This is a genomic window from Sedimentibacter hydroxybenzoicus DSM 7310, from assembly GCF_013403245.1.
GTDB lineage: Bacteria > Bacillota > Clostridia > Tissierellales > Sedimentibacteraceae > Sedimentibacter > Sedimentibacter hydroxybenzoicus.
In genome coordinates this window covers 21,618-42,701 of sequence record NZ_JACBNQ010000002.1, presented here as the reverse complement: position 1 = coordinate 42,701, position 21,084 = coordinate 21,618, and the positions used below count along the sequence as shown (strand labels likewise).

20 protein-coding genes, 1 tRNA gene and 1 riboswitch are annotated in these 21,084 nt (G+C 36.2%); of the genes, 2 read left to right on the top strand and 19 right to left on the bottom strand.

Annotated features, from left to right (window positions below):
* Positions 1–29: 29 nt before the first annotated feature.
* The 8 genes from HZF24_RS02735 to tadA form a co-directional block, all read right to left on the bottom strand.
* Positions 30–986, bottom strand: coding sequence for an ABC transporter permease (locus HZF24_RS02735; protein WP_179236749.1), 957 nt, complete (start codon positions 984–986; stop codon positions 30–32).
* Positions 983–2,059: an ABC transporter permease gene (locus tag HZF24_RS02730; protein ID WP_179236748.1), complete on the bottom strand. Its 1,077-nt coding sequence runs from the start codon at positions 2,057–2,059 to the stop codon at positions 983–985. Before HZF24_RS02730 ends, HZF24_RS02735 begins: the two co-directional genes overlap by 4 nt.
* The gene (locus HZF24_RS02725) at positions 2,052–3,587 is read right to left on the bottom strand and encodes an ABC transporter ATP-binding protein (protein WP_179236747.1); all 1,536 of its coding nucleotides are present in this window, start codon (positions 3,585–3,587) and stop codon (positions 2,052–2,054) included. The genes HZF24_RS02730 and HZF24_RS02725 overlap by 8 nt, the downstream gene beginning before the upstream one ends.
* Positions 3,588–3,758: 171 nt before the next feature.
* A complete protein-coding gene (locus tag HZF24_RS02720) occupies positions 3,759–4,898 on the bottom strand; it encodes a BMP family ABC transporter substrate-binding protein (RefSeq protein ID WP_179236746.1) in 1,140 nt (379 codons plus the stop codon).
* Between the two features lie 207 nt (positions 4,899–5,105).
* Positions 5,106–5,207, bottom strand: a riboswitch (purine riboswitch).
* A gap of 121 nt (positions 5,208–5,328) precedes the next feature.
* Complete coding sequence (locus HZF24_RS02715) at positions 5,329–6,084, bottom strand: exodeoxyribonuclease III (RefSeq protein WP_179236745.1); 756 nt, start codon at positions 6,082–6,084, stop codon at positions 5,329–5,331.
* A 68-nt stretch (positions 6,085–6,152) separates the two neighbouring features.
* Positions 6,153–6,338 carry a 2-hydroxymuconate tautomerase gene (locus tag HZF24_RS02710; protein WP_179236744.1) on the bottom strand — a complete coding sequence of 62 codons (186 nt, stop codon included), beginning with the start codon at positions 6,336–6,338 and terminating at the stop codon, positions 6,153–6,155.
* A 21-nt stretch (positions 6,339–6,359) separates the two neighbouring features.
* Entirely contained in the window at positions 6,360–7,448 is a 1,089-nt protein-coding gene (locus HZF24_RS02705; RefSeq protein WP_179236743.1) for an alanine racemase, read from the bottom strand.
* A gap of 8 nt (positions 7,449–7,456) precedes the next feature.
* A complete protein-coding gene (gene tadA, locus HZF24_RS02700; protein WP_246345934.1) occupies positions 7,457–7,939 on the bottom strand; it encodes a tRNA adenosine(34) deaminase TadA in 483 nt (160 codons plus the stop codon).
* 146 nt (positions 7,940–8,085) lie between these two features.
* On the opposite strand from tadA, the gene HZF24_RS02695 reads away from it, so the two are divergent.
* A complete protein-coding gene (locus tag HZF24_RS02695; protein WP_179236742.1) occupies positions 8,086–9,060 on the top strand; it encodes an S-layer homology domain-containing protein in 975 nt (324 codons plus the stop codon).
* 47 nt (positions 9,061–9,107) lie between these two features.
* On the opposite strand, the gene HZF24_RS02690 is transcribed toward HZF24_RS02695, so the two are convergent.
* The 11 genes from HZF24_RS02690 to HZF24_RS02640 all read right to left on the bottom strand — a co-directional run bounded on the left by HZF24_RS02690 (position 9,108) and on the right by HZF24_RS02640 (position 20,296).
* The gene (locus HZF24_RS02690; protein WP_179236741.1) at positions 9,108–10,853 is read right to left on the bottom strand and encodes a hypothetical protein; all 1,746 of its coding nucleotides are present in this window, start codon (positions 10,851–10,853) and stop codon (positions 9,108–9,110) included.
* Complete coding sequence (locus tag HZF24_RS02685; RefSeq protein WP_179236740.1) at positions 10,834–11,730, bottom strand: ATP-binding cassette domain-containing protein; 897 nt, start codon at positions 11,728–11,730, stop codon at positions 10,834–10,836. Before HZF24_RS02685 ends, HZF24_RS02690 begins: the two co-directional genes overlap by 20 nt.
* A gap of 10 nt (positions 11,731–11,740) precedes the next feature.
* On the bottom strand, positions 11,741–12,112 hold the full coding sequence (locus HZF24_RS02680) for a GntR family transcriptional regulator (RefSeq protein WP_179236739.1): 372 nt from the start codon (positions 12,110–12,112) through the stop codon (positions 11,741–11,743).
* 13 nt (positions 12,113–12,125) lie between these two features.
* Complete coding sequence (locus HZF24_RS02675) at positions 12,126–12,668, bottom strand: hypothetical protein (protein WP_179236738.1); 543 nt, start codon at positions 12,666–12,668, stop codon at positions 12,126–12,128.
* A gap of 167 nt (positions 12,669–12,835) precedes the next feature.
* Complete coding sequence (locus HZF24_RS02670) at positions 12,836–13,777, bottom strand: ATP-binding cassette domain-containing protein (RefSeq protein ID WP_179236737.1); 942 nt, start codon at positions 13,775–13,777, stop codon at positions 12,836–12,838.
* A complete protein-coding gene (locus HZF24_RS02665; RefSeq protein WP_179236736.1) occupies positions 13,770–14,825 on the bottom strand; it encodes an ABC transporter ATP-binding protein in 1,056 nt (351 codons plus the stop codon). Before HZF24_RS02665 ends, HZF24_RS02670 begins: the two co-directional genes overlap by 8 nt.
* Positions 14,826–14,834: 9 nt before the next feature.
* Positions 14,835–15,821: an ABC transporter permease gene (locus tag HZF24_RS02660; RefSeq protein ID WP_179236735.1), complete on the bottom strand. Its 987-nt coding sequence runs from the start codon at positions 15,819–15,821 to the stop codon at positions 14,835–14,837.
* Entirely contained in the window at positions 15,821–16,765 is a 945-nt protein-coding gene (locus HZF24_RS02655) for an ABC transporter permease (RefSeq protein WP_179237131.1), read from the bottom strand. Before HZF24_RS02655 ends, HZF24_RS02660 begins: the two co-directional genes overlap by 1 nt.
* A gap of 63 nt (positions 16,766–16,828) precedes the next feature.
* Positions 16,829–18,736 carry a peptide ABC transporter substrate-binding protein gene (locus tag HZF24_RS02650; RefSeq protein ID WP_179236734.1) on the bottom strand — a complete coding sequence of 636 codons (1,908 nt, stop codon included), beginning with the start codon at positions 18,734–18,736 and terminating at the stop codon, positions 16,829–16,831.
* Positions 18,737–18,820: 84 nt separating this feature from the next.
* Positions 18,821–18,897: transfer RNA gene (locus tag HZF24_RS02645), tRNA-Arg, on the bottom strand.
* A gap of 250 nt (positions 18,898–19,147) precedes the next feature.
* Positions 19,148–20,296 carry a D-alanyl-D-alanine carboxypeptidase family protein gene (locus HZF24_RS02640; protein WP_179236733.1) on the bottom strand — a complete coding sequence of 383 codons (1,149 nt, stop codon included), beginning with the start codon at positions 20,294–20,296 and terminating at the stop codon, positions 19,148–19,150.
* A 197-nt stretch (positions 20,297–20,493) separates the two neighbouring features.
* Here HZF24_RS02640 and HZF24_RS02635 point away from each other — a divergent pair, with 197 nt between their 5' ends.
* Positions 20,494–21,081 (top strand): hypothetical protein, encoded by a 588-nt coding sequence (locus HZF24_RS02635; protein ID WP_179236732.1) that lies wholly within the window; start codon positions 20,494–20,496, stop codon positions 21,079–21,081.
* Positions 21,082–21,084: the final 3 nt, after the last annotated feature.

The following is a 21,084-nucleotide window of genomic DNA, read 5'->3' as shown; positions in this document are numbered from 1 at the left end:
GGCAGGTGAGCATTTTCAGCGACCTATACTTATCTTTCTTCTCGGTAATAGTTTATACCGCAGCTTGCAGGTCGTGTATTTTTCTTTGATTTACGTACAGATGTAATAACCAGTATCAGTGCCGTTATAACAAACGGAAGCATATCGTAAAATGCATTTGGAAACGTAAATATGTCTTTCGGGAAGTAATATTTTAATACATTGAATCCCCCGAAAATGAATGAACCGAAAATTGCCCTTACCGGACTCCATGATGCGAAAATTACAAGCGCTACCGCAATCCATCCAAGGCCGTTTACGCTGTTGCTCATCCATACTCCGCCATTTATTATCAATGAACAGTAGGCTCCACCTATACCGCAGATACCCCCTCCCAGTAAAATATTAAAATATTTATATTTTGTTACCTTTATGCCTGCCGCGTCAGCTGATGCAGGATTTTCTCCTATGGCTTTTAAATTAAGTCCTGTCTTTGTCTTATTTAAATAGATACTAAGTATTATTGCTGTGATTATACCTATATATACAAAAGGGTTGTACTGAAAAAACAACTGCCCCAAGACCGGTATATCACTTAATCCTGATATATATATATTCTTTACCTGCTGCGATATTACTTCCGGAAGCTTTAAGGAATTGGTGTGTGAGTTTACAATCATATATTCACCTATGAAATTAGAAATTCCTATGCCGAAAATTGTTAATGTAAGTCCTGTTACATTTTGATCTGCCATAAATGTTACGGTAAGTACCGCATAAATTAAAGCACCCAATAAACCGGCAATAAACGCGGCTGCTAAGGCAATTAAAAAGTTATCGGTCAGATAACCGACCATGAATCCTGCACATGCACCCATTGACATCATGCCTTCAACACCAAGATTTAAGTGTCCTGATTTTTCATTCATAATTTCGCCCAATGTACCGAACAAAAGAGGTGTTCCGGCAAAAACAGCCGCTACTAAAAAATTAATAAATTTAATCATGACCTTGCTCCTCCTTTATTGCCAAAAACAAATTTATATCTTACAAAAAATTCACAGCCTAGTATGAAAAATAAAATTATTCCCTGCAAGACTGCAGCCGAATATGTGGATAATCCGTATGTTGACTGCATTACGCTGCTCCCTTTTTCCAGAATGCTGAATAAAAATGACACCAATAATATGCCTACGGGATTTAGATTAGCAAGCCACGCCACTATTATTGCAGTAAATCCAACACCGCCTGCTACAGATGCAGCCAGAGTCATATCGGAGCCGGCAGACTGTATAACACCTGTTAAACCACAAATACCACCACTTAAAATCATTGTTCTTAAAATAATTTTCTTAACGTTCATTCCTGCATATCGTGCCGTAGATTGACTTTCTCCTACTACGTTTATTTCATATCCCTGCTTTGTGTATCTTAAATAAATGAATATAATTACAACTAATATTATTCCTATAATCCATCCGAATTGTATACCAAAAACCTTATCTAACTGAGCATTCGTAACAAATCTCGCTATTTTTGGAAATCCGGAAGAGCCCGGGTCTTTCCACGGACCATCTCTCAAAAATGATATTACGTGAAGTGCAATATAATTAAGCATCAGTGTAAAGAGAGTTTCATTAGTATTATGTCTCGTTTTAAATATTGCGGGAATCAATCCCCATAGTCCGCCCCCGATAAATCCTGCAACAAACATTATCAAGAGTAATAATCCATGAGGTAAATTACTGTGAAACAGTGCAAAGTATGATGAGAATACCGCACCCATTATTATCTGACCTTCTGCACCTATGTTCCAGAACTTCATTTTAAAGGCAAGAGTAACTCCCAATGAGGACATTAAAAGAGGAATCATAATTTTTATGGTTGCCTGTATTGCCATTTTGCTTCTGAAAGCACCTGATATGATAGTTCCGTACAATTCCACCGGATTATAACCAATCATTATGATAAATAAGCCGCCAGCAACTAAAGCAAAAATAAATGCCATTATTCTCAGCCTTAATATTTCAAATTGAGATCTCTCTAAGTTTTTAACGGTTCTTATAAATGTCTTACTCATCATCATCAGCTCCTTCCATGCTGCGACCTGCCATCATCAATCCTATTTCTTCCTTTGTAGTGTTCTTTGCGTCTACTATGCCCTTAACCTCACCGTGGCACAAAACCATAATTCTGTCAGAAATCTCCAATAAAACGTCCAGATCTTCACCTATAAATAAAACTGCAACACCCTTTTGCTTCTGCTCATTCAATAAATCATATATCAGATATGACGAATTTATATCGAGCCCTCTGACCGGATATGCCGTAATAAGAACATTGGGGTTTGATTCAATTTCTCTTCCTAAGAGTACCTTCTGTACATTTCCCCCTGACATCATCCTTACGGGCATGTCAACATTTCTTGTTACTATTTCCAACTTCTTAACCAATTGCTCCGATAATTTTCTTGCAGGATTCTTATCTATGAAAAACCCTTTATTTTTCTTATACGATTTAAGCATTACATTTTCAACCATTCCCATGGAGCTGACAAGTCCCATTCCCAGACGGTCCTCAGGAACGAAGCTCATGCTTATGCCTAAATCTATTATTTCATCCGGCGTTTTCCCAATTATATTTTCCTTATTGCATAAAACAGCTCCATGCTTAATTTTCATCAATCCTGCTATCGATTCGCACAATTCTTTTTGACCGCTTCCGGCAATACCGGCAACACCTAATATTTCCCCTCTTTTAAGCTTGAAATTAATATTTTTAAGAGCTTCTCTTCCGTCCTCACCCACTACTGAAAGATCCACTACTTTCAGTATAGTTTTTTTATTATCTGTTTCCGGACGTTTAATTTTCAAGCTTACAGGTCTTCCCACCATTAATTCCGTAAGCTTATTTTCATCCGTACAGCAGGTTTTCACAGTGTCGATTAAATTTCCTTTTCTAAGAATTGCAACCCTGTCGCTTATTTCCATAACTTCATTAAGCTTGTGCGTTATGATGATTATGGCACTGCCTTGTTCTTTCATCTTTCTGAGAATTCTGAACAGCTTTTCTGTTTCCTGAGGGGTTAACACGGCTGTGGGCTCATCCAATATAAGTATTTTAGCACCACGGTACAGAACCTTCATAATTTCTATGGTCTGCTTCTCACTTACGGACATGTTGTATACTTCTTTATCAGAATCTATTTCAAGACCGAATTTATTGCTTATTTCTGATATCTTTTCCTTAAGAACTTTTGGTTTTTGATATTTTCCCTTCGTACCCAGCACTATATTATCAACGGCATTAAATGCCTCAACCAATTTGAAATGCTGGTGTATCATGCCTATACCCAAATTAATTGCATCATTAGGTGAGGAAATGGTCACATCCTTACCGGCAACGGTTATCGTACCTCCGTCCGGATAGTAAATTCCGGAAAGCATGTTCATTAAGGTTGTTTTACCTGAACCGTTTTCTCCGAGCAATGCAAGAATTTCTCCATATTTTATATCAAGGTCTATACTGTTGTTGGCAACGACACTTCCGAATTTTTTAGATATACCTTTAAGCTCTATGGCATAATTTTCTATATTTCTCTCTATCATACTAACTCCTCTTTAAGCAGATGACCCAAATTTTAATTTGGTGTCAGTCGCTTATACTGTATGTGAAAGCAGATGACCCAAATCTTTGATTTGGTGTCAGTCGCTTATACTGTTATGTGAAAAAAAGAGCCGGCTACAGAATGCCATTTGCATAGCCGGCTCTTATATATATTATTTCACGCTGACTGTTTTAAAGTACCAGTTAATTCCTCCGGTGATTGTTGCATCATCAAGTGTTTTTCCTTCTTCTCCTACTGTGCTGCCATCATTGGTTTCGATAACGCCGTCAAAAACATTGAAGCTTCCGTCAAGTATTTTTTGTTCGGCTTCTTTAATGGCTTCTGCAGTTCCTTCGGCTACAATATTTTCATTTAAAGGAGAAATTGCTATTAAGCCCTCTTTCATACCACCGAAATAGTTTTCGTTTATCCAATTTCCTTTTAAGGCTTGTTCTGTAGCATATGTGTAATATGCGCCCCAATTCCATATTGCTGATGTTAAAGTTGCTTTTGGTGCATCCTTAGACATATCTGAATTATAACCAATACCGAATTTTCCTGCTTTTTCTGCTTCCAACTGAGGGTTTGGTGTATCACAGTGCTGAGCTATAACATCAACACCTTCTGCCAGCAACGCTTTAGCGGCATTTGTTTCTTCTTCCGGTGAATACCAGCTATTTGTAACCTTTACATAAACTTTTGCATCCGGGTTAACTGAATAAACACCCAATGCAAATGCATTAATACCACCTGTAACTTCTGAATTGTCCTGTCCCATTGCAGCTACATAACCGACAAGGTTTGTTTCTGTCTTTAAACCTGCAGCAATACCTGTTAAGTATCTTGCCTGATAAATTCTTCCAAAATAATTATTGAAGTTTGAGTCATTGCTTTTGTATCCGGAACCGTGTGAGAAAATAACTTCAGGATATTCGGCTGCAAGTGCTTCCATTGTATCCATGTAACCCCAGCTTGTACCGAATATTATGTCCGCACCTTCCTCTATACATTCAAGAATTGCAGTTTCTGTTGCTGTAGGATCTGTATCATTAACGTTGTTTTTTCTTATTATCTGGCTATCGGATAAACCAAGTGCTTTTTGCATTTCCACTATTCCCTGATCATGCGCATAAGTATAGCCTGAACCGTCTGCCGGATTTCCTATGTGGATAACTCCAACTTTAAAATCGCTGTCGGCATTTGTGTTTCCCGGCTCTTGAGGTTCCTGAGGTGTTTCTGACGCTTGCTGTGAACAAGCCGACAGCGAAAAGATTAATATAAGTGATAAAATAATAATAACTAGTTTTTTCATTTTTTTCTCCTTATTCTTTTGTATTTGTGAATAAATCAATACGAACACCCCAATAATCAGTCAAGCAATACAAATTTGTTTGCTCCTTACGTCGCACAAATTTGGTGCTTGTTGCATTTGACCTACCGCTATTTTTCAGAAAAAAGACTCTGAAAAAATAGGGTTAGGGCATAAAAAATGCGTATAGACAAACTACACGCATCATTATAAAAAATTAAAACTATCAATAGTCAAACAATTTACGGTCGTTTGGTAGAAACTTTGGAACCATATCTTCCACATTATATTGATGCGTTCATATTAAATTTTTCTTTTGTATGGATATTATACCATATAAACGGGAATAGGCAAGTACTTTTTTTAAAATAACCTTCGTGATTAGTCAAATGATTATACGTTAATTTGATATCATCGTTTGTTTATATGTGAATTATGCTTTCAGTATCAATCCTACGGGACAATGATCACTTCCGTAAATTTCAGGGCAAATAAATGCATCCTCCAATTCATCCTTTAATGATTGTGATGTCACAAAATAATCGATTCTCCAACCTACATTTCTTTCTCTTGCCTTAGCAAAATTCGACCACCAGGAATATGCATCTTCCTTATCAGGATAAAAATGTCTGAATGTATCGATAAAACCTGCAGAAATAAGTTCCGTCATCTTATCTCTTTCTTCATCCGTAAAGCCTGCATTTTTTCTGTTGGTTTTAGGATTTTTTAAATCTATTTCTTTATGTGCAACGTTTAAATCCCCGCATGTGATAACCGGCTTATTCTCTTCTAATCTTTTCAGGTGCTTTCTGAAATCATCCTCCCAAATCATTCTGTAGCTTAATCGTTCAAGCCCTCTTTTTGAATTGGGAGTATATACATTCACTAAATAAAAATTATCAAATTCTAATGTTATTACTCTTCCTTCATTATCATGCTCTTCTATTCCCATACCGTAAGAATATGATAACGGTCTATGCTTTGTAAATACTGCTGTACCTGAATAACCCTTTTTCTGTGCATAATTCCAGAAATCATAATATCCTTCTAAATTCAAATCAATCTGGCCTTCCTGAAGCTTAGTTTCCTGTATACAGAATATATCTGCATCCAGCTCCTTAAATACATCAGCAAAGCCCTTATTTACACATGCCCTTAATCCATTTACATTCCAAGATATTAACTTCATAAAAATCTCCTATCAATAATAATCGGGAACGGTTCAAAAGAACCGTCCGAAAAATTCAGTCCCTTTTGTTATTCGTCACACTTAAGCACGCCTGCCTGTGAAAAATTTTCAAAGTCCATTTCTCTGATTATTATTTTTACTGCTTCCTTTGGACAATTAGCTGTTTCAACAATTGCCTCAGTGACCTTTTGAGCTAAAGCTCTCTTTTGTTCCAATGTTCTTCCTTTTAACATTTCCACTTGTACTATCGGCATATTATCCTCCTATGATTTTAATTATTCAATTATTTTTTTGGTTATATATTGAGACAGTGAAGTAAAAAGCATCGCCTGGTACAAAACATTAAATTCAACTATGTCTCCAAGCTTGTATTCTATTTCGCTGTCATGAATATCCAATATTGTGTGGTCGCTGCTTGCACCTAATACAATAATATTTTTATCCTTTGGAACTAACTTGGATGAATCCCCCACATCCTGATTTCCCAAGCCGATCAATGCTCTTTTTCTTATGCCCCGATCTTCGTAATGACCATATTCTCCAAATGCATTAACCATAAGCTCACCGATTGGATAAGTAGGTTTTTCATTAATTTCTATTATTTGTGCTTTTAAAACGAATGTATCCTTATCAAGACCCTTGATATCCGTATCCCAATACAGGGGTAAATCCTGTGTATTATTTATCCCTTCTCCTATACGGAGATGATTTATCTTTTTCGGAACACCTCCCTTAATCATCAGTGGCAATGTGGTAGTTCCTCCACCTGATATTATATGTAACTTTCTCTGCAGAATTTTTTCTATTTCTTCCGCTGCATCAGATAATTCAGTCAGGTTCTTGAATGTAGGCGCTACGGACCCGTAACAGTTTAAGTTAGCTCCGATACCCTCAAGAGTAAGATTCTTAAGCTCATATTCAACAAGCTTGGATAATTCAATCAGTTCATTCCTATAAAAAACACCTTCTCTTAAATCTCCAAGGTCGTACATTATAATAACGCCGTATTTCTTATTCTGTTTTTCTGCTTCCCGATTTAATTTAATCAAAGTTTCTCTTTCTGATACGAGGCACATTTCGCTGTATTTAACAACTTCCTCTAATTCACAGAACATTGGAACTCTTACAAGTAATAAAGGCACATTTATATTTGCTTCCTTTAAGCTTTTAAGCTGCTCTATCCTGGAGCTTCCCATCTGTGTACAGCCGCCTTCAGCCATTGCCTTTGCAGCCTCAACAATTCCTCCGAAGCCCTTTATTATGCCCGCTACTTCAATTCCATTATCCTTACATAAATTAGTAACTATTTCAGTATTTGTGCGTATTTTATTCAGGTCGACTTCAAGAACAGGATACTTCCCCATACTACACCTCACTTTTTGTTATTTCTTAGCTCTATAAAAAAATCCTTTAACAGATTTGAACAATCCTCTTGCAATACACCAAATTTCACATCTATTTGATGATTAAATTCTTCAGTCTGTACAATATTTATAACTGATCCGCAGGCCCCGGTTTTATAGTCGGGAGCACCAATTATTAATTTTTCGACTCTTGCATTAACCAGAGCACCGGCACACATGGAGCAGGGTTCTAAGGTTACGTACATTGTACAGCCGGGCAGACGCCATCCCCCTAAGTTTTTACATGCATCTCTTATAGCAGAAATTTCTGCATGCAGGGTAGCATCCTTCAAGCTTTCCTTTTGATTATAACCTCTGCCTACGATTTCTCCGTTTCTCACTATAACGGCTCCAATCGGCACTTCATCTATTTCATATGCCTTATAAGCTTCCTTTAAAGCTTCTTTCATAAAATATTCATCCATATATTTATTATAGTTTACTTTTAACATTCAAGTCAATACATATGTCTGATATTACCTATTTACTTTGGTGCTCAATAAGGTATAATTAAACTAAGGAAATTGGGAACATTTTTAAAAATTTTTCTGTCTAATAAATAGAAGTATGTCTTATGGACAAAAAAGCAGGAGGACGTATGATAATTAAAAAAATAGCCGTGTTGGGATTGTGTATAAGCTTAACTATAAACTCAGTAGCATATGCGGGAGTATTAGATTCAATAATAGACGAATCAACAACAGTTGAAGAATTAGATACTGAAGATTCAAACGAAAAAGAAGATTCAGCTACAGAAGATTTAAGCGAAGAAGATACAACAGTTGAGGAGCCTGCCGTTATAACAGCTAAATTCTCCGATATAGAAGGGCATTGGGCTAAGAACTGGATAAATGAAGCCATTAAGCTTGGTTTTGTTTCCGGTTACGATGACGGTACATTTAAGCCGGACAGAACAATTACAAGAGCAGAATTTTCCAAGCTGCTGAACGGTGCTTTGAAAACCGAAAAGAAAGCTGACTTCAACTTTACCGATGTGAAAAGCAGCGAATGGTTTTATGATGAGGTACGTAAATCTGTTGCTTCGGGGTTTTTTTCAGGATATGAAAATAATACATTCAGACCTAACAACCCCATAAAGAGAGAAGAGGTTGCGAAGGTTGTTAGCAGTGCAATGACAACCGGAGGAGTTGACGGCGAGGGTGCAACGCTTTTATCAGATTACGGCACTGTGCAGGAATGGGCCAAGCCAAGTGTAAATGCAGTCTATAACAAGGGATACATCCTTGGCTATCCGGATAAAACCTACCAGCCTGCAAAAGCGCTGACAAGAGCCGAAGCTGTTAAAATCATTTATGAAATAATAGAAAATGAAAATATAGAATACGGAATCAACATTACAAACTACGATGAACTATACACAAGCGCCGTAGTAGTGGGAGATATAAATATACTGGATTCGGTGGGAACAGGAAATGTCTATCTGAAAAATGTCGTTGTTCTGGGAGATATAGTAATACATGCCACCAAAGCTAACACTGTTCAACTGACGGATGTAACTGCAAGAAACATAGTTGTTAAGGGTGAAAACAATCCTGTGAAGATTGTAAAATAATAAAAAAGATTCATCGCGCATCAGTCGCGATGAATCTTTTTTACCTCTTATTCAATTCCCAAAAATTCTCTTGTATTCACAAATCTTTCACCTAAATTTATACTGTAATAAGATTTTCCACGATTGTTTCGGCCATCTTCTATGCTTATCTCTATATAACCTGAATATTTCTCCATTGAAGGCATCTGGTAATCGTAGCTGCACAATGCTTCAAAAGCCCCATCAACACTGTAATTGAACATACCATCAATGTCCTTAATTAAATGAAGTCTCAATTGTTCCATGTCAATGTTTCCGTCAATAGATGTCCCGCTTTCATCTCTCAACTCCAGCTTATAACTGTCCTTATATCTTTGAAAATAATCCTCATCATAGAGATAAAAATATGTTTTTTCTTTCAATTCATCAGATTTCAAAATCTGAGCTGCAATTTCATCCTTTACTTTATTTTCAGCATTAGCATCATTTATAGTTCTGTATTCTCTGCTTATCATACTTCCGTCGTTCATATAATAATTTATTGTCATGTTGTTCATATATGAATTTTGGCTGTTGTATCCCTGATTATTCAGGACCTCTCTATGCATCCTCGTTATATTTTCTATATTTCCCTTATTTTTAAAAAGCACTGCGTTAATATCATTATAGCGTTTTTCGAACTCAGCCAGTTTTTCATCATCCAATACATCCTGCTCTTTGATCGCATTGTTAATCACCCTATAATGCCATCCTCCAACACCGATGTAAGCTACTTTTACATCTTTCGAATCCGGAACAGTGTTTTTATAAGGAGTTGCAATCAGTACGGTTGCACCTGTCAAAACAATGAATGCTGTCATACTTACTAAAAACACCTTTATTGACAATTTTGAAATACGGAACGCCTTCTCCATAATGGCAATTATTAAATAGTAGGACAGGGCAGCCAACAGCAATGCCACCGTCATTTTACTTACCACACTTCCGTAGAATTCCATTGTGAATAATGCGGGAATTATAAGGCTTGCAAGAACCGCAACAAAGTATTTGTAACCATCAAAGGCCATGAAGCTTCCCGTATTTTCATTTTTTCTTCTTTTAACCATCTTGATTATAAGCAGTGTAATAAACGCAATTATTGAGCCTAATATCAGAAAGTACAATACATCTATTGTTCTGTTGTAAGTATACACAATCAGATAAATATAATCCAGCTTATAGAATGCATCCACAAAGTATTCCATCAATACATCGGCGCTAAATCCCGGAATCAGATCTGCCAATATCGAAAACATAAAATATATTATAAGATAAAATATACCGGGCAAAGCAAAGTTAAATATGGTCATCAATCCTGCAGCAACAGTGTTACCGGATAATACAGATGACAGAGCAGACAGGAATATACCCACCGAAAGCCATGGTATTACAAACTTGTATACCTCTAATAACTCTATGGCACTGTTTTGAACCGTTTTGGACAGTAAAACCAATGCCAGTAAAAACACCGTAAGTATGTGATTATTAATAATGTTTATGAAAATCTGGTTTTTGAGTGAAACAGGCTTCGACTTGTAGTAGGCAAGCTTGGAATCATTATGTAAAAAGCTGTTATCTACAAGGCAGTTTACAAATACCAATATAAATATTTCAACAATACCAAATGCAATAAAAACTTCACCTTCTATTCCCAATATAAAGGGAATCAGCGTGGTTGTAATCAAAATTATTACTGTAGATAAAAGAAACCAGTTCTTTTTACTTTTTAACGAATACAAAAGTAATGAAGTGAAATTATTTTTTCTCTGTTCCATAACCAGCACCTCCTAATTCAGTAATGAAAATTTCCTCAAGGTTCATGGAAAGCTTATCAAACAAAAGAACCTTATATTCTTTTTCTAATTGCTGTTTAAACTCATCAGCATTTCCGGTTAAAGTACATATATTAATGCTTCCTATTTTTACTGATTTAATAATATTAAATTCTTTAAATCCATCAGGATTAAATTCTCCTTCAACTGCAAATTGAACTCTTTTGATTTCATCCTTCATTTTTTCAAGGTTTTCTTCCTTCAATATTTTGCCTTCGTGCATAATACCTACTTTATCACATATATTATCTAATTCCTTTAAATCATGGGAAGATATTATTACGGTCATTTCATTTTCCATAACTTCCTGTATCAGGACATCCCAGAACTTTCGTTTAATCACTGCATCAAGTCCATCCACTATTTCGTCAAGAAGTAATACCTTCGGCTGGGCTGCAATTGCCAGTACAAATGCTGCCTGCTTTTTTTGACCCTTGGACATTTTATTTAAACTTTTATTTATCTCTATATTAAAGTATTTAACTAAATTATCAAATTTCTCAGTTGACATATTTTTATATAATAATTTTTCGTAAGCAAACAGCTTACTCAATGTTGATTGGTACGGGAAAAATAAGCTATCCTGAACAAAATAGAAATCACTTAAAAATTCAGTATTTTCTTTTAATTCCTTATCGTCATAATAAATAGTTCCTTCATCCTGTTTGTAAATCATCATTATTTGCTTTAACAGCGTGGTTTTGCCGCATCCGTTAGATCCAACCAATCCATATAGCTGGCTGCTTTCAGGGTTTATATTTATATTGCTTAAAACTTGAAATTCTCCGAATTTCTTGCTTAAATTTTCAACCTTTAACATTTTTACCTCCTTAACCTACATTAGGCTTAAGTATTTTCCTCACTAAATCAATTATATATTCATCATTTAACCCAAGCTCTTTTAATGATTTTATTGCCTCACTCAATTTTTCTTCCATATTCCTTATATGTATACTCCTCAGTTCTATGGAATCCTTTACGAAATTTCCTACTCCCTTCACGGTATAAATATAATTGTTTTCTTCTAAGCTTTTATATGCTTTCTGTATGGTGTTCGGGTTAATCTTTATCATTGCTGCCAGTTCTCTTACCGATGGTAATTTTTCATCCGGTTTAAGCACTTTTGACAATATTAATCTTGTCAATTCGTCATATATTTGTTCGTATAGGGCTTTTGAACTATTATTATCAATCAGAATCATCTCACACCTCCTGTTAAATATTGTTGTATGCCAATTTTCTGTTCACATAATCTGTCAATTTTCCCTCATAAACTTCCTGAAGCTCCAATGTGTTATAATCATCCGGTATCACAAGCGAAATTTCTTTCTTGAATGGTATTATACCCCATAATAAGTATGATACGAAGCTTGAGCAAACATAATAATATTGCCTTTGCAACGGAATATTAAAGTACATCAAAACTATATTCAAGAAGCTGTATCTGAAGCTTCTTGGCTCATTTAAGAACCTGTTTAATCTTTTTAAAATTGTATTATAATCTGCTTCCGTCACTTCTAATTTATATATTTTGCACTTTGTTTCAGGATGCATTTTAAACACACCGCTATTCGGATTCTCTTTAACAAATCCTCCTATCAGAGGAAACCAGTTTATTTTCCTGCCAAAACTAAACATCGTTGAACAATCATCTTCAAAAGATATTGATATATGATTGTAGGGTTTTTTTGATACAAGTTTCAATGTTTTTGATACAACTGTATTTGTTTGAGTTAAAACTATTTTTATCTCCTTCATTTTCTTCTACCTTCTATGCCTCTTTATTATGTTATGTGTGTATTAATACACTTAATACAGTAACTGTATTATATAGCATAGTACACTCCTTGTCAACATAATTTTTTGCATTATAAAAAGAGGGGTTTAAGCCCTCTCAAATTTATGAAAAGTATATTCCGGACGCTTTAGCGACCCATAATCTTTTTGTAACCTTCAAGCTCCCTGTCATTAGCTAAAATATAATGCTCCGGCTCAATTTCTACCCATTTTGGCCGATTTGAATCGTAATCAAAATGACTTTTTTTCGGTTCATATACTTCTATTATTTTATTTCTTTCAACGTTAGGATTAGGTGTCGGTATTGCTGATAAAAGTGATTTTGTATACGGATGAAGCGGATTTGCAAACAGCTTTTCCGATTCAGCCAGTTCAACAATATTACCTTTATAAATAACAGCTATTCTGTCTGAAATAAATCGGACAACCGATAAATCATGAGCTATAAATAAATAAGTTAATCCTTTTTTCTTTTGTAAATCGGATAACAGATTTATAACCTGAGCACGAATTGATACATCCAGAGCTGATATAGGCTCGTCAGCTATAACCAATTCAGGCTCCATAACCAACACTCTTGCGATCCCTATACGCTGTCTTTGTCCTCCTGAAAATTCATGTGGAAATCTGCTTGCAAATTCAGGTAACAACCCAACATCCAGCAATGCCTGCTCCACTTTCTTTTTTCTGCCTTCCTCAGAGCCATAGTTTTTTAAATTATATAAGCCTTCTGATACTATATAATCAACCTTTGCTCTTTCATTTAAAGAAGCCATCGGATCCTGAAATATCATCTGAATTTTTCTTGTAACCTGACTATCCAATTCTTTATCTATTTTTCCGCTTATCTTTTGGCCGTTGTAAATTATATCCCCTGAAGCAGCAGGATTAATTCTTATTATAGCTCTGCCTATAGTAGTCTTACCTGAACCTGATTCTCCAACAAGTCCGAAGGTTTCGCCCTTATAAATATTAAAGCTTACATCATTTACCGCAACAAATTTTTGCTTCCCTTTTCCAAATTCTACTCTTAAATTTTTAACCTCTAATAAACATTCCTTGTTACTCAAGACGTTCACCTCTCTTTACTTCCATTTCCCTCATTTTCTGAATTGAAAGAGGTGGCTCTACCTTTGGTGCCCTTGGATCCAATAGCCATGTTCTCGCCTTGTGAGTAGGGGTCACTTCGAAATAAGGCGGTCTTTTTTCAAAGTCAATTTTTAGTGCATGAGGATTACGCGGTGCAAAAGCATCGCCCTTTATTTCTTTAAATAGGTTTGGAGGCGTACCCTTTATGGAGTATAACTCCTCACCCTTTATCCCAAGCTGAGGCAATGAAGATAACAATGCCCAGGTGTAAGGATGCTTAGGGTCGAAAAACACCTCTTCCGACAAGCCTAATTCTATTATATCTCCTGCATACATAACTGCTATTCTATCGGCAACATTGGCAACAACGCCTAAGTCGTGGGTAATGTATATAATTGTCAGTTGATATTTCTTCTGCAGATTCTTCAATAATTGAAGAATCTGTGCCTGGATAGTAACATCCAGAGCCGTTGTAGGTTCATCGCATATTAAAATATTTGGGTTACATGCCACGGCTATAGCTATAACAACTCTTTGTCGCATACCGCCGGAGAACTCGTGAGGATATTGCTTATATCTCCTCTCCGGTTCGGAAATACCAACGTCGTTTAAAATTTCAACAGCCAATTTTTTAGCTTCTTCACCCTGCAAATTCTGGTGAAGCTCTATTGACTCCTGTACTTGCTTTCCTACCGTTTTAAGAGGATTTAAAGACGTCATGGGATCTTGAAAAACCATGGCTATTTCTTTTCCTCTTATTTTTATCCAGTCATCTTCAGTTTTATATTTTGCTAAATCATTGTCCTTGTATATTATGGACCCGCTTTCGATTCTTCCGTTAGCATCCAAAAGTCCCATAAATGACTTCGTAAAAACTGATTTACCGGATCCGGATTCACCAACTATCGCTAAGCTTTCACCTTTATACAATTCTAATGACGCACCTCTGATTGCGGTTAATTCCTGTCCGCGTAAATTAAATTTTATAACTAAGTTATCAACAGATAATACTTTTTCGTTGTTTGTCATGGCAGCCTCCTATACGTGATTTCTTGGATCGGCAGAATCTGCAAAAACATTGCCAATCACATAGAAGGATATAGTAACAACAGATATTACGGCAGCCGGGAAGAATAACTGGTACCTTTGGTTAGGATCCATCATCAAAGCTCTTCCTTCATTAATCAGATTTCCAAGTGACGGTATATCAATCGGCAAGCCCATACCTATATAAGACAAAAATACCTCGTTGCCTATAGCGGCTGGTATGGCAAGTGCCATTCTGAGCATTATAACAGATACCAAGTAAGGCAAAAGATTCTTGGTTATAATTCTGCTTGTGGGAGTACCCAGACACCTTGAAGCAAGATTATATTCCCTGTCCCTGATAATTAATATCAGATTTCTTACAAACCTTGCCATTTGAAGCCATCCGGTCATGCACATGGCAAAAATAATAGTCGAGATGCTTGGCTTCATAACGTATGTCAATATAATCAAAACCACTGTGGTCGGTATGTTGTCCCAAACATTGTATACTTCGGTAATTACGGCATCAAGCTTTCTGACATATCCCCAAAGAGCACCTATAGTAATACCCACTATTGCTTCAAATATGGCTACAGAAACTCCTATGAACAGGGACGTCCTCGTACCGCTCCAAATGCGTGCCCATAAATCCTGTCCGATTGAGTTTGTTCCGAATATAAAATTCTCACTTACAGACGGGTCATTCGGTCGAATATTTCTGTACTGCAAGCCTGTCTCCGGATTTATATATATTTGTGTAGGGCTTTTCTGATTTGGTAAATACGGTTGTATAGCGGTAAATAAAACTACAGAAACAATTAAGATTAATAGTGCGACCGCAACCTTATTTTTCATGAAAACCTGAAAAGTCGATTTCCAAAATGAATAGTTTGAATATCCCGTCAACTCACTTTTGGTTTCATCGTATTCCGCAAATTCAAACAAGGACGGATCTATGTTGTCATTTATGTCATTCATAATTTTTTTTCTTGTCATTATCTTGATCCTCCTTCATGTGATAATTTAATTCTCGGATCAAATGCGGACATAAGTATATCTCCCAACATCAATCCGACTATTCCAATTGAAGAATACAAAAGTACCAATGCCTGAACCAATGTGTTATCCTGTCTTTGTATTACGGTAACCAAAAGTCCGCCTGTTCCCGGTATTGAAAATAATGATTCCACATAAATAGATCCGGCCACAGTATAAAGTATTGATGCCGGTAAATATTGCGCCATAGGAACAAAGGCATTACGCATAACGTGCCTTATCATAATCTCCTTGCTTTTTAAGCCCTTTGCCCTTGCCAGTCTGACATAATCCTTGTTCAGCTCGTCAACCATGTAACGCCTTATCCACATAGCATAATAAGCTGTGGTTACCAATGACAAGCAGAGAATCGGCAGTATCCAGCTTTTGGGGACTGATTTGTCAAACAGCAGAGGAAGCTTGAATATGTCTGTAAAAAAAACCTGTATGAGTAGATAATATATTACGGCAGGCACCGCGTTTGCCCCCACAACGTAACATGTTCCGAATTTATCCCAAAACTTGCCCTTGTGTCGTGCCATTAAAATACCGAGGCTCAATCCAACTATCAGCGACAACGTCAAGGAAGCCACTCCGAAGCGAAGTGATGTTATCAGCTTATCTCCCAATATTTTTGTATTATCAACCTTAGGCCTGTATGTGATTGATTGACCTAGGTCTCCTTTTAACAAACTAATATAAAAATTTTTAAGCTGTACGGGCAAGGGGTCCAAAAGCCCCAGATTCTTAAGCTTAGCTTCTATCTGACCGGCATCAAGTTTATCAAAGCCTGAGCCGAAATATCCTTCAATAGGCATCATACGCATCAAAAGAAACACAATTGTTATAACTATCATCAGCGTCAAAAAGGATCTAAAAAGCCTTGTTACATAATACTTCATTATACTTCTTCCTTTCTGTTTTGATTCAATGCAAAATGGGGGCTGAGAGCCCCCATTTTTTAAGAACTATTTCGCTGCTTCCTTTAAAGCATTTTCACGTTCTGTCTGCCACTCTTCCTGTGCATTTTCAAATTCTTCCATGCTTATAGGATCAGCAAGAAGTCTGGCTCCCTTCCATGTCATTGTTGCAATACCGAAAGGTGCATACGGTCTTTCAAACGGAAGTATAACCGATGCTACATATCCGTCTCCTGCGCTGACCTTAAGCGGCATAACAAAAGCATTGTTGATTAAGTATGCTTCCGCATTTGCAAACAGCTCATATCTTTTTGTCAAATCAATCAGCTCTGCCTTTGCTTCTTGAATCATAGACTCATATACCTCGTAGATATTCTTTCCGTCAGCATCTACTTCTGTTGTGTATTCAGGGAAATTATAGTTTCCGTCACGTCTGAACGGATCTGTATATGTCTGAGGATCTGCATAGTCAGGACCCCAGTTTACCTGCATAAATGAATAGTTACCTGCTCTTCTTGTTCCGTCAAGGAATCCTGTAGGAGCGTGCGGAAGAAGTGTAACCTGAACATAATCACTGCCCAGAATAGTTTCTAGCCCTTGCTTAACAACCTGTGCTTCCTGTGCCCAATATGAGCTGTTTGTATTGTAAGGCATCAATATCTTTACAGGGAATTTTGCTCCTGCTGCAGTAAGTTCTTCAACCGCCTTCTCTTTTAAAGATTTGGCTTCTGCCTCATTGTAAAAATCTTTTCCCTTCAGTGCTGACAACTCACCTATATCTGTATAATCCAACCCGTCCTGAGAAGTAAAGTTCGGAGGTGTAATAGTATTGAGCACCCTGTAATCAGGATTGTATGGGTCTTCCGTTGCAACAGCAGCACGTCTGTTAAGTGCAGCCACGATTGACTTTCTGAAGTTAACATTGTTTACTGCTATTTTCCAGTTTTCAGGCTCATATTCTGCATCAAACTGAGGTTTAAAGTTAAATACATAGAAGTATGTATATGTTCCTAATCTGTCCGGAGATATTTTATCTTTAAGCTCAGGATTTGTCATCCACTCATCAAGGTTAGTTGTAGGAATAACTGCGTGAGAAACCTCTCCTCTTCTGAAGAGCTCTCCTCCCAAGGAGCTTGCCTCTTTGTTATATTTGTAGTCGAGCACTTTTACAAATACATTATCCTTATCCCAGTACGCTTCATTCTTTGTGCTCAGTCTCTTAATCTGAGGTTCAAATTCAGTTAACAGATATGGACCGTTATATAATATAGCTGAGTTCGCAGTTCCGAATACATCTCCCATTTCTTCCAGGAATGGTTCATAAACAGGGAAAAAGCTTACATATGTCAGCATTGATTCAAAATATGGAACCGGCTCCTTCAGCGTATATACTAATGTATAGTCATCTGTTGCCTTAACTCCTACCTGTGTAAAATCAGTAATCTCTTCATTGAAATATTCTTCTGCATTTTTTATTACAGAATAAACAACGTTTGCTGATTCTGATTCATTTACTTTTGTCAATATATATTTAGCAGATGCAACAAAGTCGTTTGCGGTAGTTTCCGCAACTTCGTTTCCTTCAAAATCCACCCATTTAATTCCCTTTTTCAAATGGAATGTCCATTCAAGGCCGTCCTCCGACACTTCCCATTTCTCTGCCAAGGCTGGTTGAAGAACGCCGTATTTATCGTATTGAACCAATGTATCCACAAGATTCGCCGCAACGCTCATATCTATCCATGTTGTGTTTATAAGATAGTTTAGAGTTGTTATTTCTTCAGCATATGTATACTTGTACACCTGCTCAGCAGCATATTTTCCGCCTTCAGTTATGTCTTCTCCTTGAGAAGGTCCTTCTGGTTGCTCCGGTTGCGCAGGATCAGGATTTGTTCCACCTGAACATGCTGTTAAAACCAACGTGAGTACTAATATTAAGGATAATAATCTTTTCATTGTCCCCTCCAAAATAAATTTATATAATAAAATTAGCATAGACTAATATTATTAAAAATGTTATCGTTTTCTTTTGTTGCAAGGTGGTGCACCTGAGAGGAATCGAACCCCTGGCACATGCCTTAGGAGGGCACTGCTCTATCCTTCTGAGCTACAGATGCACATTTAGCTTAAAATGAATACTACACTAATTTGTTCATTTTGTCAATATGCTTATTACTTCATAAAATCGTTAGAATCATACTTATTATGTATAAATATAACAGTATTTAAAGTTGTGTTTAATGACTTTAATTCTGAATTAAACACAAAAGCGCTTACAGATTTTTCGACAAAATTAATAAATATCCAAAGCGCCTTTTTATATATACTGAAAATATTTCAAAATATTAAATTTTTAACAGATGTTAATCAGCTGAAAATGCTCCCGAGAAATCTAAATATCCTGACAAGGATATTAGCTTTTTCTATATTTTTATTTACAACCGCATCTACCTGTCCGACTTCTTTATCATTAACATATATACTGATAGTGCCAATTTTATCACCTGATTTTAACGGCGCCTTAACAGTATCATTATATGAAATTTTCGTCTTAATTATATCATCATTTTTTAACATTTTATTATAATCTGATGACGGAAATACTTCTACCTTACCATCCTTGGAATTGGTAATATATACGTGGTCTGCTGCTTCTGTCTGTTTAATAATTTTATTATAACTGAAATTGTCTCTGCCGTATTCTAACAGCTCTTTTGTTTTATCAAACCTGTCCTCATGAGTTACCGCACCTAATATAATACCTATCAATCTGAAATTCTGCTCACCGTCAACTGGTAAAGATGATACGAGACATAGACCGGCTTTATCCGTAAAACCGGTTTTTAAACCGTCGGCGCCTTCTACAAAACCAAGTATCGGATTTGTAGCTTGTTTTCTGTAATTCCTTTCCGTTACAACGAGCTCATCCTGTCTTGTAACTTCTAAAATCTCAGGATATTTAGTTAATATATGTCTGGTCAATTTATATAAATCTGCTGCAGACATATGATTTTGACCTGTTTTCTCATCGTTTATCGGCAAGCCGTGAGGATTGATGAAGCTTCCGGACAATAACCCTAATTCAGAGGATTTTTCATTCATCATTTTGACAAAATTGTCTACTGTCTTACCTACATGCTCGGCAATTGCCGTTGCACAATCGTTACCTGAAACTATAAGCATACCTTTAACAAGCAGGTTCAGCTTAATCGTTTCGCCAGATACCAGTCCAAATTTACTGCCATCTGTAGAAGCAGCATGCCCACTGATTACAACATCATCATCTAGGGAAACATCTCCGTTTGATACGGCATCCATCATTACCAGGTACGTCATAAGTTTAGATATGCTGGCAATTGCCAATTGCTCGTTTATATTATATTCATATAAAACCTCGCCGGTTTCTAAATCACCTAACAATGCACCATTTATATTATTGTTAATATTAATGTCACCATATACAACAATATTAGTCAGAATAACTATTAAAAGGCAAACAGACAAAATCTTTTTCATATGTATCCTCCAATCCATCATAATATAATTATATATTAAATTTCGACAAATTGCATTATTAATTTGATTATTGTAAATAATTAACTGATGGAATCCTTTTCTCCTGCCCTAACCGGTAAAATAATGAATAATAATCTATTGAATAATAAAATTCAAATTACATAATATTATAGTAAAATCTGAATTGAGGAATTTACATGAACCTATATAATAAAGCAGCAACAACCTTGTTGCTTATCTTTGAAGTAATCTTAATATTCACCGGCTTCACTGCTTTGATACAAAAAGATTATGGTGTTTTTAAGCTTTCACTTCTGGCCGCTTTCAGCATACTTATACCTTTTATATTATCTTGCTTAGCTAAAAAGAAAAAATTGAATCTTCCCTTAGGCTTTCAATTGTTCGGTATTATATTTATTTTTACAGCGCAATATTTCGGAGAAATAAAAAACTTTTATGATAATATATGGTGGTGGGACCTAATGTTACATGGAGCTTTTGGAAGCTATATGGTTATAACCTTTCTTCATTTAATAAAAGGAATTATCAGAAAAGAAGCAGAAATTACACACAAAAAATACGTTATGACGATTGCATTATTTGCATTCAGCTTCGCACTCTCTCTGGGAACATTGTGGGAGATCTTTGAATTTTCCGGCGATTTTATATTTGATACGGGCATGGTAAAAGGCGGACTTGAGGATACAATGAGTGATCTCATAGTGAAAACTGCATCTGCGTTAATAACTTCATCGATTTATTATTTCAAAAAAAGAAATGAATAAACC

Bases quoted from the DNA above. Each gene is read 5' to 3' on its own strand.
- HZF24_RS02680 (WP_179236739.1), bottom strand. From the start codon at position 12,112: ATGATTCTGATTGATAATAATAGTTCAAAAGCCCTATACGAACAAATA.
- HZF24_RS02650 (WP_179236734.1), bottom strand. From the start codon at position 18,736: ATGAAAAGATTATTATCCTTAATATTAGTACTCACGTTGGTTTTAACA.
- HZF24_RS02710 (WP_179236744.1), bottom strand. From the start codon at position 6,338: ATGCCGATAGTACAAGTGGAAATGTTAAAAGGAAGAACATTGGAACAA.
- HZF24_RS02690 (WP_179236741.1), bottom strand. From the start codon at position 10,853: ATGGAACAGAGAAAAAATAATTTCACTTCATTACTTTTGTATTCGTTA.
- HZF24_RS02715 (WP_179236745.1), bottom strand. From the start codon at position 6,084: ATGAAGTTAATATCTTGGAATGTAAATGGATTAAGGGCATGTGTAAAT.
- HZF24_RS02675 (WP_179236738.1), bottom strand. From the start codon at position 12,668: ATGAAGGAGATAAAAATAGTTTTAACTCAAACAAATACAGTTGTATCA.
- HZF24_RS02685 (WP_179236740.1), bottom strand. From the start codon at position 11,730: ATGTTAAAGGTTGAAAATTTAAGCAAGAAATTCGGAGAATTTCAAGTT.
- HZF24_RS02735 (WP_179236749.1), bottom strand. From the start codon at position 986: ATGATTAAATTTATTAATTTTTTAGTAGCGGCTGTTTTTGCCGGAACA.
- HZF24_RS02720 (WP_179236746.1), bottom strand. From the start codon at position 4,898: ATGAAAAAACTAGTTATTATTATTTTATCACTTATATTAATCTTTTCG.
- HZF24_RS02665 (WP_179236736.1), bottom strand. From the start codon at position 14,825: ATGACAAACAACGAAAAAGTATTATCTGTTGATAACTTAGTTATAAAA.
- tadA (WP_246345934.1), bottom strand. From the start codon at position 7,939: ATGTTAAAAGTAAACTATAATAAATATATGGATGAATATTTTATGAAA.
- HZF24_RS02660 (WP_179236735.1), bottom strand. From the start codon at position 15,821: ATGACAAGAAAAAAAATTATGAATGACATAAATGACAACATAGATCCG.
- HZF24_RS02635 (WP_179236732.1), top strand. From the start codon at position 20,494: ATGAACCTATATAATAAAGCAGCAACAACCTTGTTGCTTATCTTTGAA.
- HZF24_RS02640 (WP_179236733.1), bottom strand. From the start codon at position 20,296: ATGAAAAAGATTTTGTCTGTTTGCCTTTTAATAGTTATTCTGACTAAT.
- HZF24_RS02725 (WP_179236747.1), bottom strand. From the start codon at position 3,587: ATGATAGAGAGAAATATAGAAAATTATGCCATAGAGCTTAAAGGTATA.
- HZF24_RS02730 (WP_179236748.1), bottom strand. From the start codon at position 2,059: ATGAGTAAGACATTTATAAGAACCGTTAAAAACTTAGAGAGATCTCAA.
- HZF24_RS02695 (WP_179236742.1), top strand. From the start codon at position 8,086: ATGATAATTAAAAAAATAGCCGTGTTGGGATTGTGTATAAGCTTAACT.
- HZF24_RS02705 (WP_179236743.1), bottom strand. From the start codon at position 7,448: ATGGGGAAGTATCCTGTTCTTGAAGTCGACCTGAATAAAATACGCACA.